Below are 13,737 nucleotides of genomic sequence, written 5' to 3' on the forward strand. Positions count from 1 at the left end.
CATCATCCGGTCGAACCGACCTAAGGAAGTACCATCGTGAAAATCAATTGGGCCGAGAACCTGCGGCAGAACGTCCATCAGTTGGCCGAATCCCTGGGCAACCTGTTCGTCGAGACATTCCATTACCTGGCGCTGTTCGCCATCGGAGCGGTGACCGCCTGGGCGGCGGTGATGGAATTTTTGCAGATGATCGAGGCGGGGCACATCAAGATCGATGACATCCTGCTGTTGTTCATCTACCTGGAATTGGGGGCGATGGTCGGTATCTACTTCAAGACCAACCACATGCCGGTGCGCTTCCTGATCTACGTGGCGATCACCGCGTTGACCCGGCTGTTGATCTCCAACGTTTCCCACCACAACCCGCCGGATCTGGGGATCATCTACCTGTGCGGCGGCATCCTGCTCCTGGCCTTCGCCATCCTGGTGGTGCGCTACGCCTCGTCGCAATTTCCCTCGGTGAAGATCGAGCACCCGCAACGCAAGCTCGGCGCCGGCTCCGGCGAGCACCCGGAAGTGGAGAAGGGCGAGCTTTAAATCCTCAGGGCCTGGGGCGCGGGCCTGTGGCCGGCGGGTGGCAACTGCGCCAGGTTGTCGCCGTTGGTCATGGCTTCGAGGATGGCCACGGCGCTGTGGCCCTGCTCGATGGCTATGCCGAACTGGATGCTCTGCACCAGGCGCTTGATGCGTTGCGGGTCATTGCGCTGGGCCGCGCTGATCATGCGTTTGGCCACCACCCGACCGGCCTGGGACAGAGTCAGCATGATGCTGCCGTCCAGGCCCTGGATGCTCAGGTTGACCTGATAGTCCGGGGTGAAGGTGTCGGTAATCAGTTGGAAGGGGTTGTCCATGATGCCTCACCGCTTGATTGGATCGTGCAGTCATTGACCGGCAGGGCGCGCAATAGGTTCGCGATTCCAGACCGCCGGCCGGTCGTTCGTCGAGGTTTGTCTACGTCCGTGTGGCTCAAGGACGAACGAAGCAAGGGGCATGCCGGGAACCGCGCGAGGCAATGATTGCGGGGATAAAAAAGCGGACCGTAAGGTCCGCTTTTTTCATTCCGGTCCGTTTCAGGGCAGGAACGAGTAAATGATCGCAGACAGTGCGATCAGGCCGATCAGCACCACGAACAGGTTCGACAGCTGGCCTGAATACTGGCGCAGTGAAGGCACCCGCTGGATCGCGTACATCGGCATCAGGAACAGCAGGCAGGCGATCACCGGGCCGCCCAGTGTCTCGATCATGCCGAGGATGCTCGGGTTGAAAGTGGCCACGGCCCAGCAGGTGAGGACCATGAACAGGGCGGTGATCTTTTCCAGCTTGCCGGCCGAGAGGACACGGCCGCGGCTGCGCAGGCTTTTCACGATCAGCCCCTGGAAGCCCTCGCTGGCGCCGATGTAGTGGCCCAGGAACGACTTGGTAATGGCTACCAGCGCGATCAGCGGCGCGGCGTAGGCAATCACCGGGGTCTGGAAGTGGTTGGCCAGGTACGACAGGATCGAGATGTTCTGTTGCTTGGCCGCCACCAGGTCCGCCGGCGACAGGGCCAGCACACAGCTGAAGCAGAAGAACATCACCGTCAGTACCATCATGCCGTGGGCCGTGGCCAGGATGCCGCTGCTCTTGCGCTCGGCCAGGGCACCGTACTGGCGCTTCTGATCCACCGCGAAGGCCGAGATGATCGGCGAGTGGTTGAAGGAAAACACCATCACCGGAATCGCCAGCCACAGGGTCTTGAAGAACAGCGGCAGGGCCATGCCTTCGCTGGCCGAGGCGAAGAACGCGCCGTTCCAGTTGGGGATCAGGCTCAGGGCCAGGAGCAGCAAGGCGGCGACGAACGGATAGACCAGCAGGCTCATGGCCCGCACGATCACGCCCTGGCCGCAGCGCACGATGGTCATCAGGCCAAGGATCAGCAGCAGCGACAGCAGCGCCCGAGGCGGTGGCGTCATGTGCAACTGGTGCTCCATGAAGCTGCCCAGGGTATTGGTCAGGGCCACGCTGTACACCAGCAGGATCGGAAAGATGGCAAAGAAGTACAGCAGGGTGATCAGCTTGCCGGCGCCGATCCCGAAATGTTCCTCGACCACTTCGGTGATGTCCCCGGAGCGTCCGGAGAGGACGAAACGGGTCAGGCCGCGGTGGGCGAAGAAGGTCATGGGGAAGGCCAGCAGCGCCAGCACGATCAGCGGCCAGAAGCCACCGACCCCGGCGTTGATCGGCAGGAACAGGGTGCCGGCACCGATGGCGGTGCCATACAGGCCGAGCATCCAGGTGGTGTCGTGCTTGCTCCAGCCCTGATGGGCTGTCGCGGTGTCGCGGGGTGTGGCTACAGCAGGGTGTTCGGCAGCAGGTGTGGGTACATCGGTCATCGGTATCGCCTCGTTATTATTTTTGCTCGGGCTCACGTTTTACGGACGGTCAGGCAAGGCTCCTCAGCATTCCACCCAGCTCACTGCCAGGCCGCCCCGTGAAGTTTCTTTGTATTTGTCGTGCATATCGGCACCGGTATCGCGCATGGTGCGGATCACCCGGTCCAGGGAAATGAAATGCTGGCCGTCGCCGCGCAGGGCCATCTGAGTGGCGTTGATCGCCTTCACCGCGGCAATTGCATTGCGCTCGATGCACGGCACTTGCACCAGGCCGCCCACCGGGTCGCAGGTCAGGCCGAGGTTGTGTTCCAGGCCGATCTCGGCGGCGTTCTCCAGTTGCTCGGGCGTGGCGCCGAGCACTTCCGCCAGACCGGCGGCGGCCATGGCGCAGGCTGAGCCCACTTCACCCTGGCAACCGACTTCGGCACCGGAGATGGAGGCGTTCTTCTTGCACAGGATGCCCACGGCCGCGGCGCCGAGGAAAAAGCTCACGACGTCGTCGTCACAGGCCTGGGGATTGAACTTCATGTAGTAGTGCAGCACTGCCGGGATGATCCCCGCCGCACCGTTGGTGGGGGCAGTGACCATGCGGCCGCCGGCGGCGTTTTCCTCGTTTACCGCCAGGGCGTAGAGGTTGACCCACTCCATGGCCGAGAGGGTCGAGGTGATGACATTCGGCTTGCCGATCTCCAGCAGGCTGCGGTGCAGCCTGGCGGCGCGCCGCGGCACGTCGAGGCCGCCGGGCAGGGTGCCTTCGTGGCGCAGGCCCTGTTCCACGCACTCGCGCATCACCGACCAGATATGCAGCAGGCCGCTGCGGATTTCGGCATCGCTGCGCCAGGCCCGTTCGTTGGCCAGCATCAGTTCGCCGACCCGCAGCTTGTGGGTCTTGCACAGGGCCAGCAGTTCGGCGGCGCTGTTGAAGTCGTAAGGCAACTGGACGCTGGCAGCGGCGTCGACACCGGCCTCGACCTGGGCGGCCTCGATGATGAAACCACCACCCACCGAGTAGTAGGTCTGCTCCAGCAGCATGCCCTGCTCGCCGCAGGCGCTCAGCGACATGGCGTTGGGATGGTAGGGCAGGCTTTCGTCCAGCAGTAGCAAATCCTGCTGCCAGTCAAAGGCAATGGGGGTGCGTCCGCCCAGCAGCAGTTGGCCGCTTTCGCGCAGTTGCTGGATGCAAGGGTCGATGCTGCTGGGGTCGATGCTGTCTGGCCATTGGCCCATCAGGCCCATGACGCTGGCGCGGTCGGTGGCATGGCCGACGCCGGTGGCCGACAGCGAGCCGTAGAGGCGGATTTGCACCCGCTGCACCTGCTGCTCCAGGCCCTGGTCGAACAGCGCCTGGGCGAAGGTGGCGGCGGCGCGCATCGGGCCTACGGTGTGGGAACTGGAGGGGCCGATACCGACTTTGAAAAGATCGAAAACACTGATAGCCATGCTAAAGCCTTACAAGCAATGGAAGGTGGATCGCTGCCATTTTTTGTAGGCCAAGCGCAATGTCGGCGATACTGCCCGGGTCGGTCGCGGCTGACCAACGAAAATTCCTAAGAGATCCTTTAGCAGGACTAAACGATGAGTCGTCAATTTCATGCCCAGACCTATGTCTGGCTGCATGTGTTTTCCTGTGCTGCGCGGCACCTGTCCTTTACTCGCTGTGCCGAAGAACTGCACATCACCCCCGGCGCGGTCAGCCAGCAGATTCGCCAGTTGGAAGAGCGCCTGGGGCTGCGCCTGTTTCATCGCCGGCCCCGGGGCGTCGAGCTGAGTGCCGAGGGCCAGCGGCTGGCGCTGACGGTGAGCGAGGCCTACGGCAGCATCGATGCGGAATTGCGGCGCCTGGACGCGGGGATGATCAGCGGCACCTTGCGCTTGCGGTCGATCCCTTCGTTTCTCGGCAAGTGGCTGACTCCGCGCCTGCCGCGGCTGCAGCAGCGTTATCCGGAGATTCAGCTGCGGCTGGTGGCCGAAGACAGCAGCGTGGCCCTGCACGAAGGCGACTTCGATCTGGCCATCGATCTCAACGACGGCAGTTATCCGGGCTTGCAGTCCACCGCGCTACTGGACGAGCAGATATTTCCCGTGTGCGCGCCGGGCCTGCTGCGGGGCCGACCACCGCTGCATGGCCCGGCGGACCTGGCGCACTTTGCGCTGCTGCACGACATCACCGCCTGGCGTGGCAGCTACGAATACGCCGAATGGGAGTTCTACCTCGATGCCATCGGTTTCGAAGGCGCGGATGTGCGCCGTGGTCATACCTTCAATCGCAATCACCTGACCATCGAGGCGGCGATTGCCGGCATGGGCGTGGCGATTGCCCGACGCACCCTGCTCAACGACGAGCTGGAGCGTGGCACCCTGATCGTGCCTTTCGGCCTGGCGGTGCCCAATCACAAGCGCTATGTGCTGCTCTATGCGCCGGGCGCGCTGAGTCATCCGGGGGTTCGCGCGGTGCATGACTGGCTGGTGGAGGAGGCGGAGATTTTTCGTGGTCTGCACCCCCTGGGAGAGGGGCAATTGTGAGGGTTTGAGCGAGGAAGCCGAATCGAGCTAACTCCCGACATTAACAGCGCTTTTGCGGTTTGTCCGGGTTTATTTGCGTATGAATATTTATCTTTTTTTAGGGGTTGAAATGTTCCTCGCCGTGCCTAATTGTGTAACCAAGAGGTCACGAAAAGCAGGTCCAAACGCCCTGCATTGACCCTCTTACGAGCAAGCTGAAATAAGGGAAGAACTATGCAAATCCAAGTCCATAGCGATAACCATATTCAAAGCAGCCTTCGGATGGAGGAGTGGGTGCGCAGCACCGTTGAAAGCACGCTCGAACGCTACGAAGAAGATTTGACCCGGGTCGTGGTCCACCTGCGGGACGAGAACGGCGGCAAGTCCGGTCCAGACGATATGCGCTGCCAGCTGGAAGCCCGTCCGAAAGGTCACCAACCGATTTCCGTGACCCACAAGGCCGACACCCTGGAACAGGCCATTGATGGTGCCACCATCAAGTTGGAAAGCGCCCTGGAGCACATGTTCGGCAAACTGCGCGGCAAACGTGTAGCGGCCGTGCCCAGCAGCGATGGCAGCGAGGCTGATGCCCTGCTTGAAGAAGAATTCCTGGAAAACCAACAGGCCGCGCTCAATAGCTGACGGCTGAGCTTCACTCCCAACGACGGGCCTGCATTGCAGGCCCGTTTTGTTTTGTGGCGAAAAAGCATCAGAGCCCGACTGAAGTCGGCACGTGGAGAGCGTGCGGTTCAGCCACGTGCTTGCCCTTGTTCGAACCGGACCGTCCTCACGAATGGTGGTGCCGATACGGGCCGCAAGCGACTGTAGCTGCGCTTTTTTGCATATGAGAATATTTATCATTATTATCGTGCGCCTGTTGGCTCCGGGCGCTTGTACTGCATCCGGGCTTCTCCCCTCGTTCCCAGGTCCAAACATGAAAAGCAAGACCGGCGGGCTCCCCGCTTACTATCGTCTGGCGGTCGCCTCGCGGGTCTGTGCCGCCGTCCTGGGGGGCTATCTGCTGGCGGCTACCGGCTGGTGCCTGGGCCTGGTGCCGTCGACGGCGGGGGCAGGCCCCCGCGCCGCCCTGGCCCGATTCTGAAGGAGCGGCCCATGATGAGCGCCCTGCCACCGGAACCCTCCGATCTGGATCACCCCGATCTGCGGGGCAGTCGCGCGCATTTTCTCCAGGTGTTCCTGTCCCAGCGGGCGCAGATGGAAGCCCTGGTCAGCCGCCGGGTCGGTTGCCGGGCCACCGCCGCGGACCTGGTGCAGGACCTGTTCCTGCGTTTCTGGCGCCGGCCGCTGGTGCAGGTCGAAGAACTCAGCACCTACCTGCTGCGCTGTGCCGGCAACATCGCCATCGATCATCTGCGTAGCGAGGGCGCGCGGGTGCGGGTCAGCGAAGGCTGGCTGCCGGAGCAACAGGACAATCAGGGCTGCGAGCCCCAGGCCGCCCTGGAAGCCGGCAACGATCTGCGCCATGTCGAGGCCGCCCTGCGCAGCCTGCCGCAGCGTACCCGGCAGATCTTCCTGCTCAACCGCATCCACGGGCGCAAGTACGCCGAGATCGCCAAGGTCATGGGCCTGTCCCAAAGCGCCGTGGAAAAACACATGATGCGCGCCCTCGAAGCCTGCAAGGCCAGCCTGCGGGCCCCCTCGACCCCGCGCACGCCAAGGAATGCACCGTGAACCACCGCTCCCGCGTTATCCCGACGCCCGCCCAGGAACAGGCGGCCCTGGCCTGGCTGAGCCTGCTCCACGATCAGCCCAGCAGCGGTGATCAGGCGACCTTCAGCCAGTGGCTGCAGGCCGACCCCGCGCACATCGAGGCCTATGCCCAGGCCCAGGTGCTGTGGGAGTTGAGCGAACAGCCGGCGCGGACCCTGGCCGATGAGGACGCTTTTGCCCTGCAAGGCCTGCTGCGCTCCATGGACGCGGCCAAGGGCCGAGCGCGACGACGCTGGTCGGCGGGCCTGGCCATGGCCGCCAGCCTGGTGCTGGCGGTGGCCCTGGGCACCGGTTGGCAGCCTGGGCGCTGGGTCGATGACCTGGGGGCCGACTACGTTTCCGCGCCGGGCCAGGTGCACACCGTGACCCTGGCCGACCAGAGCCAGGTGACCCTGGACGCCGACAGCGCGATTGCCGTGGACTTCAGCGGCGGCGAGCGGCATGTGCAACTGCGCCGCGGCGCCGGATTCTTCAGTGTCAGCCACACCGGCGCGCCCTTCGTGGTGGCGGCCGGGGAGGGCGAGACACGGGTCCTGGGTACCCAGTTCGAAGTACGCCTGCAACCGGCGGGCGCGCAGGTCACGGTGCTGTCCGGGCGGGTCGCGGTCACGGCGGCCCAAGGCGCGGCGCAACAGGTCCTCGGCGCCGGCCAGCAAGTGGCCTACGGGCACGCTGTAGCGACCCCGTTGCACGGCGTCGACAGCGAGGCGCAACTGGCCTGGCGCCAGGGTTGGCTGAACTATTACCACGCGCCCCTGGGCGAGGTGGTGGCCGACCTGCGGCGCTATTTCCCCGGACGCATTGTGCTGCTCAACGACGAGTTGGCGGCGCGCCGGGTCAGCGGCAGTTTCTCCAGCAAGGACCCGCAAGCGGTCCTCGATTCCCTGCAGGCCGTCTTGGGCTTCGAGCAGCACCAGCTTTTTGGCCGACTCCTGGTTCTGCGCTGAAAAGCCCGTCCCAGAGCTCCCGAACATTCATCGAGATCACACCGTTCTGTCACCAAACCGTTATCTCGGAGGCGGATGATCTGCGCATTCCTGAGCACATGGTCAGGATTGGCGAGGGTTGAGATTCAGCTCTCACAAGGGAGGGAAGGCTGAAGCGGGAGCAAGACGATGCGCAGCTGGGATGTCGCTAAAAAGAAGAAGGCCCACATCGAAATCATTCCGATGATCGACGTGATGATGTTTTTGCTGGTGTTCTTCGTACTCATCAGCCTCAACGTGATCCCGGCCGTAGGGATCAAGACGCAGTTGCCGGTCGCCAGCACCGCGCAACAGTTGAAGCCGCAAAACAAGGCGGTGATTACCCTGGGTCTGCAGGAACGTCTGCAACTGGACGGACAGGATCTGGATGAAGGGGCACTGTTGGCCCAACTCAAAGTGCTGAACAACGGCAGTGAAAAGTTGGTGATCATTATCAATAGCGATCAGGGCGTGGAAGTTAAGCGCCTGGTGTCGGTGATGGACTTGCTCAAGGGCAATGGCTTCTCTTCCGTCTCCATCGCTACACGCAAGTCCTGACGCCATGTTCGCCTTATATAAAACACGCAAGTGGCTGGCGTGCCTGCTGCCGGCTGGCCTGTTGTTGCTGGTGATCTATACCAGCCAGTTGCAGCAGTTGCAGATCAAGCCGGTGTACGACGAAAGCACCGTGGAAATTGCCCTGGTCGATGCCGCCGAACTGCTGGCCGCTGCCGAGCCACCGCCGCCGCCCGAGCCCGAGCCGTTGCCCATCGAGCCCGAGCCGCCGCAGGTGGTGCCGGAGGAAGACCCGCTGGTGATCGAGCCGCCCAAGCCCAAGCCGGTGGTCAAGCCCAAGCCGCCCGTGCCCAAGCCCATGGTGGCCAAGCCCTCGCCACCCAAGCCGGCTCCGGCCGTGGCCCAGAGCGCCCCAGCAACACCGCAACCCGCCGCGGTGGCCGCCGCCCAACCGGTGGCGCCAGCGGCCGCCGTACCTGCTCCGGCCCCCGCCCCCGCGGCGCCCAGCAGTGCCATCAAGGAAAGCCTGTACACCGCCGCTTTGCGCAAGGAACTGGAAAAGCACAAGCAATACCCCAGCGGCCGCGAGGCCTCGTTGCAACGTCCCCAGGGCGATGTGGTGATCTGGCTGGAAGTCGATCGGGCCGGCAACGTGCTCGACAGTGGCATCGAAAACAAGGCGCCGAACATGTTGCTCAATCGCGCCGCGCAAACCAGTTTGCGCCGCGTGGAGAAAGTTTCACCGTTTCCCTCGGACGCGTTCTCCGGCAAGACCAAGCAACGTTTTACCGCGACCTTTAGTTACAACGTGGAATAAACCCATCACCTATTAACGAAAGTTGTAAGCAAGGGATTGACCCGTGAAGATCAATAAACTTTATGCCCTGCTTCTGGCATCGGGCCTGGGCAGTTTTGCGCCATTGGTTCTGGCCGACGACAGCGTCGACGTCGGTGCGGTGAACGTTGCCGGTAAACAGACCCTGGGCAACGGCCACATGATCAAGGAAGAAAGCGCCAAGGGGCGCTCCACCGTGACCAAGGAGGCCATGGACCAGATGGCCCCCACCGCCAACGCCGTGGACAAGCTCAAGTACACCCCGGGGATCAACGTCTCCAGCACCGACGCCACGGGCCTTAGCGGCACCAACTTCACCATGCGCGGGATGAACTCCGACCAGGTCGGGCTGTCTTCCGACGGTTTCCCGATCAACGATTCGGGGGACTACAGCATCTACCCCAACCTGATGGGCGACCCGGAGAACTTAAGCGAAGTCTTCGTCACCCAGGGTTCATCCGAGGCCGACGGCCCGCACATCGGCTCCAGCGGTGGCAACATCGGCCTGGTGACCATCCGCCCGACCAAGGATTTTGGCGTGTTCGCCAAGCAGTCCATCGGCTCGAACAACGTGCGCAAGAGCTTCGCCCGCTTGAACACCGGCGACCTGGGCGGCTTCAAGACCTGGGTTTCGGCGTCCCACACCGAGGGCGACAAGTGGCGTGGCAAGGGCACCCTGCGCGCCGACAAGGTCGAGTGGAACACCCTGTTCGAAGACGGTAACGGCAACTCCACCAACGCCATCGTCAAGTACAACCTGCAGGAAAACTACAACTACAACAGCCTGAGCAAGGCCCAGTTCCAGAACCAGGGCCGGCGCCTGGACTACTCGGAAAACACCGTGTTCAAGAACGGCAGCGTGTCCCAGTCCTACAAGCTCAACCGCAATCCCTTCGAAAGCGTGACTGCTTCGCTGACCCAGCGCTTCCAGCTGCGCGACGACCTGAGCCTGACCTTCAACCCGTACTACGTGTGGTCCAACGGCGGCAGCTTCAGCGGCCAGACTGCCAACAGCCTGTCCGCCAGCTCGAACAAGGCAGGCAACTACGACCTCACCGGCTTGCCCAGCGGCACCTACTACCGGCCGTCGTGGACCGAAACCTGGCGCCCCGGCATGAGTACCAAGCTCAAGTGGGACCTCAACGACGCCCACAGCCTGGATGTCGGCTACTGGTACGAGCGCGCCCGTCACCGTCAGACCCAGCCCTTCATCGGCATCAAGGGCAACGGTGCTCCGGAAAATGTCTGGGGCGACTACAACGGCTCCGACCAACTGGTGGACCGCAACGGCGTCACGGTCCAGGGCCGGCACCAGTACACCGTGACCCCGGCGCAGAAACTCTGGGTGCAGGACACCTGGCAGGCGACCCCGGACCTGACCCTCACCGGGGTCCTGGCCTACCAGCACGTGGAACGTGACGGCAACAACCTCGGCAGCCTCACCGACAAGCCGGAAAAACGCGACACCAAGTACCACGAGTTCTTGCCGGGCTTCAACGCCAAGTACCAGATCGACCCGAACAACCAGGCGTTCTACAACGTCACCCGCAACATGCGCACGCCGCCCAACTACGTGCTCTACAACAAGGGTGATTCCATCAGCCTGAAACCCGAGCTGAGCTGGAACCAGGAGCTGGGCTGGCGCTACAGCGAAGAGAACATGGCCCTGAGCGCGACCCTGTTCTACATCAGCTTCAAGGACCGGCAGATCTCCACCACCGACCTCAACGGCGACTACGTCGTGGCCAACGTCGGCGAAGTGAAGAACCGCGGCCTGGAGCTGGAGTGGAGCGGCAAGTTGCCCCACGACTTCAACTACTACGCCTCCTACACCTACACCAAGTCCGAGCAGATGAACGACCTGACCAACAAGAACGTGCTGCTGCCGACCTCCGGCAAGCAACTGGCCAACGTGCCGGAAAACATGTTCAACCTGAGCCTGGGCTACGACGACTCGCGCTACTACGGCAACGTGGTCGGCAAGTACGTCGGCGCCTTCTATGGCGACCTGACCAACGACGAGAAGATCGCCGGGCGCACCGTGGTCGACCTCAACGCCGGTATCTACCTGCCGGTGGACAAGAAGGTGCTGAAGTCCGCGACCCTGCGCTTCTCCATGCTCAACGTGTTCGACAAGGAATACCTGGCCTCGACCCGCACCGTGTCGTTCAACAGTCAGAGCACCAACGGCCTGGCGCCGAGCACCGCCTACTACAACGTCGGTGAGGAACGCACCGCGATGGTCTCCCTGGAAGCCGGGTTCTGATGCCCTTCGGGGCCAAGAGGAAATGACGATGGACATGAATCTGCTGCACGACATCACCTTCTACACCATGTACGGCGCCGCCGCGATTGCCGCCTTTATCGCCGTGGAGCGGGGCATCTACTTCAGTTTCAGCCTGCGCCAGGCGAAGAAACTGGAGAGCGTGCTCAACCCGAAAATGCACAGCGTCGACGACCTGCCCGCCGAGCTGCGCCAGCGCAACAGCCTGCCCCTGGAGATGGTCGCCGAGCTGTTTGCCCACAAGCAGGGGCTGGCCAGCCACAAGGACCTGGAAGACTTGAGCGAGTCGATCTACATCGCCACCCGCAGCAAGCTGATGCATGGCCTGTGGCTGTTGGAAACCGTGGTTACCGCCGCGCCCTTGCTGGGCCTTCTGGGCACCATCCTGGGGATCATCGACACCTTCAAGGCCCTGGCCGAAACCGGCGTCAGCGACCCGGGCGAAGTGTCCAAGGGCATCGGCACCGCGCTCTATGCCACGGCCCTGGGCATCGCCATCGCCCTGGGCAGCATGATCTTCCACAACCACTTCCAGGACCGGGTCGAGCGCATCACCGACCACCTGAAGATCCTCCTGCTGCGCGCCGGCATGGGCACCGCGCTGAAGGCCCCCGCGCCCGCAGCCACGATCCAGGGCAACCTGCAACCGGCCTGATGACCTGAAGTGACCTGTGGCCGCTGCCCCAGGCTGCGATCGACGACGAAGCCGGCGCTGTTCCCCAGCGCTCTTCTGCGCCTGATCCAGGCCTGTGCCAGCGGCTTTTTTTCGCTGATCTGCCAAGGATGTCTTTCATGTCCCGTCTTCGTCCCATGCCCCGGCTGCTGGGTGCACTGACCCTGGCCCTGGTCGCCCTGGCCGGTTGCAGCTCGCTGACCCGCGAGCCGCAACCGGTGGCGGTGAACATCGTCGCCATCAACGATTTGCACGGCTACCTGCAAGCCAACCCCTTCAGCTACAAGGACCCGCAGGCCCCGGGCGGGGTGCGCAAGCTTGCGGCTGGCGGCATCGCCACCCTCGGCGGCATGCTCACCCAGCTGCGCCAACAGGACCCGCAGCTGCTGTTCATCGGCGCTGGCGATCTGGTGGGCGGCAGCCCGCCGCTGTCGGCGATGTGGGCCGACGAGCCGACCCTGGAGGCCCTGCGCCAGATGGGCATGAAGCTCAGCGCCATCGGCAACCACGAACTGGACAACGGCAAGGCCGAGTTCCTGCGCCAGCTCAACGGCGGCTGCCAGTCGTCGCGGCCGGACAAGGCCTGCCAGTTCCGCCCGAACTACCCCGGCAGCGGTTTCCCCTACCTGGCGGCCAACCTGCTGGACAGCGACACCGGCCAGCCGCTGTTGCCGGCCTATCGCATCGAGGAAGTGCGCGGGGTCAAGGTGGCCTTCGTCGGCGCGGTGTTGCGGGATGTGGCCTCGGTGGTCAGCGCCAAGGGCATGCGTGGTTTGCAGGTGACCGATGAAGCCGATGCCATCAACCGGCTGATCCCCGAGCTCAACGCCCAGGGGGTCAACGCCATCGTCGCCGTGGTGCATCAGGGCGGCGCGACCCCGGAGCCGTTCGACCAGCCGGACTGTTCGCAACTGAGCGGCGATATCGTCGAGGTGGCCAAGCGCCTGGACCCGGCGGTGGACGTGCTGGTCAGCGCCCACTCGCACCAGGGCTACTTGTGCAAGGTCGGCCCGCTGCTGGTGACCCAGGGCAATGCCTACGGCCATCTGCTGACCCACCTGACCCTGCAAGTGACACCGGGCCAGCACCGGGTGGCGAGCATCCAGGCGGCCAACCTGCTGGCCGATCCGGCGCGTTATCCACAGGACTCGGCTCTGGCGCAGTTGCAACAACAGGTCGAGGCCCGCAGCAATCAGGTGTTGCTCAAGCCGGTGGGGGCCATTGCCGCCTCGCCGATTGCCCGGCGCGCCGATGCCGCCGGGGAAATGCCGATTGGCGACCTGATCGCCGACGCCCATCTGGCCGGCGGCCGGGCGGGCGGTGCGCAGATCGCCTTCATGAACACTGGCGGGATTCGCAGCGACCTGGCCCTGGAACCCGGGCAGACTCAGGTCAACTACGGGCAACTGGCGACCCTGCAGCCGTTCAACAACAACCTGATTGCCTTCGACCTCACCGGCCGACAGATCGAACAGGTGCTCAACCAGCAGTGGAAGGGCGCGGACGATGCCAACATCCTGCAAGTGTCCCAGGGCTTCAGCTATCGCTGGGATGCCAAGCGTCCGCCGGACAGCCGCGTGGTGCCCGGCAGCCTGCGCCTCAATGGCCAGCCGCTGCGTGCCGAGGCGAACTACCGGGTGGTGATGAACGGTTTCCTGGCCGATGGCGGCGACCGCTTCAGCCTGTTCAAGAGCGGCCGCAACCGCAGCGACCTCGGGCTCAGTGACCTCGACGCAATGCTCCAGTACCTCAAGGCCATGGACCAGCAGGGCCGGCCAGTGGGCTCCAGCACCAGCGCCGGGCGTATCCAGCGATCCCTGTAGCCGCAGGGGGGGATGCCGCGAGGCACAGGCGTGGTG

13 protein-coding genes are annotated in these 13,737 nt (G+C 63.7%); 10 read left to right on the top strand and 3 right to left on the bottom strand.

The features are described 5' to 3' along the window. Positions 1-36: 36 nt before the first annotated feature. Positions 37-537, top strand: coding sequence for a phosphate-starvation-inducible protein PsiE (locus BLV47_RS28460; RefSeq protein WP_016968029.1), 501 nt, complete (start codon positions 37-39; stop codon positions 535-537). Here BLV47_RS28460 and BLV47_RS28465 read toward each other — a convergent pair. The 3 genes from BLV47_RS28465 to BLV47_RS28475 all read right to left on the bottom strand — a co-directional run bounded on the left by BLV47_RS28465 (position 534) and on the right by BLV47_RS28475 (position 3,812). After that, complete coding sequence (locus tag BLV47_RS28465) at positions 534-851, bottom strand: DUF3509 domain-containing protein (protein WP_092319729.1); 318 nt, start codon at positions 849-851, stop codon at positions 534-536. The two genes, BLV47_RS28460 and BLV47_RS28465, sit on opposite strands and share 4 nt — an antisense overlap. Positions 852-1,070: 219 nt before the next feature. Beyond that, complete coding sequence (locus BLV47_RS28470) at positions 1,071-2,372, bottom strand: serine/threonine transporter (RefSeq protein WP_092319731.1); 1,302 nt, start codon at positions 2,370-2,372, stop codon at positions 1,071-1,073. Positions 2,373-2,435: 63 nt separating this feature from the next. Then, positions 2,436-3,812: an L-serine ammonia-lyase gene (locus BLV47_RS28475; protein WP_092319733.1), complete on the bottom strand. Its 1,377-nt coding sequence runs from the start codon at positions 3,810-3,812 to the stop codon at positions 2,436-2,438. Between the two features lie 135 nt (positions 3,813-3,947). On the opposite strand from BLV47_RS28475, the gene BLV47_RS28480 reads away from it, so the two are divergent. From BLV47_RS28480 to BLV47_RS28520, 9 genes are all read left to right on the top strand, one after another. Beyond that, on the top strand, positions 3,948-4,895 hold the full coding sequence (locus BLV47_RS28480; protein WP_092319735.1) for a LysR substrate-binding domain-containing protein: 948 nt from the start codon (positions 3,948-3,950) through the stop codon (positions 4,893-4,895). A gap of 213 nt (positions 4,896-5,108) precedes the next feature. Beyond that, entirely contained in the window at positions 5,109-5,516 is a 408-nt protein-coding gene (locus tag BLV47_RS28485) for an HPF/RaiA family ribosome-associated protein (RefSeq protein ID WP_092319737.1), read from the top strand. 471 nt (positions 5,517-5,987) lie between these two features. Beyond that, a complete protein-coding gene (locus tag BLV47_RS28490) occupies positions 5,988-6,566 on the top strand; it encodes an RNA polymerase sigma factor (protein ID WP_092319739.1) in 579 nt (192 codons plus the stop codon). Beyond that, positions 6,563-7,552 carry a FecR family protein gene (locus BLV47_RS28495; RefSeq protein WP_092319741.1) on the top strand — a complete coding sequence of 330 codons (990 nt, stop codon included), beginning with the start codon at positions 6,563-6,565 and terminating at the stop codon, positions 7,550-7,552. The genes BLV47_RS28490 and BLV47_RS28495 overlap by 4 nt, the downstream gene beginning before the upstream one ends. Positions 7,553-7,720: 168 nt before the next feature. Further along, positions 7,721-8,128, top strand: a complete 408-nt coding sequence (locus BLV47_RS28500) for an ExbD/TolR family protein (protein ID WP_060837609.1) — start codon at positions 7,721-7,723, stop codon at positions 8,126-8,128. Between the two features lie 4 nt (positions 8,129-8,132). After that, a complete protein-coding gene (locus BLV47_RS28505; RefSeq protein WP_092319743.1) occupies positions 8,133-8,903 on the top strand; it encodes an energy transducer TonB family protein in 771 nt (256 codons plus the stop codon). 43 nt (positions 8,904-8,946) lie between these two features. Continuing rightward, a complete protein-coding gene (locus BLV47_RS28510; protein ID WP_092319745.1) occupies positions 8,947-11,187 on the top strand; it encodes a TonB-dependent receptor family protein in 2,241 nt (746 codons plus the stop codon). 28 nt (positions 11,188-11,215) lie between these two features. Next, a complete protein-coding gene (locus BLV47_RS28515) occupies positions 11,216-11,860 on the top strand; it encodes a MotA/TolQ/ExbB proton channel family protein (RefSeq protein ID WP_092319747.1) in 645 nt (214 codons plus the stop codon). A 137-nt stretch (positions 11,861-11,997) separates the two neighbouring features. Further along, a complete protein-coding gene (locus BLV47_RS28520; protein ID WP_092319749.1) occupies positions 11,998-13,701 on the top strand; it encodes a bifunctional metallophosphatase/5'-nucleotidase in 1,704 nt (567 codons plus the stop codon). Positions 13,702-13,737: the final 36 nt, after the last annotated feature.

The organism is Pseudomonas saponiphila, assembly GCF_900105185.1.
Classification (GTDB): Bacteria; Pseudomonadota; Gammaproteobacteria; order Pseudomonadales; family Pseudomonadaceae; genus Aquipseudomonas; species Aquipseudomonas saponiphila.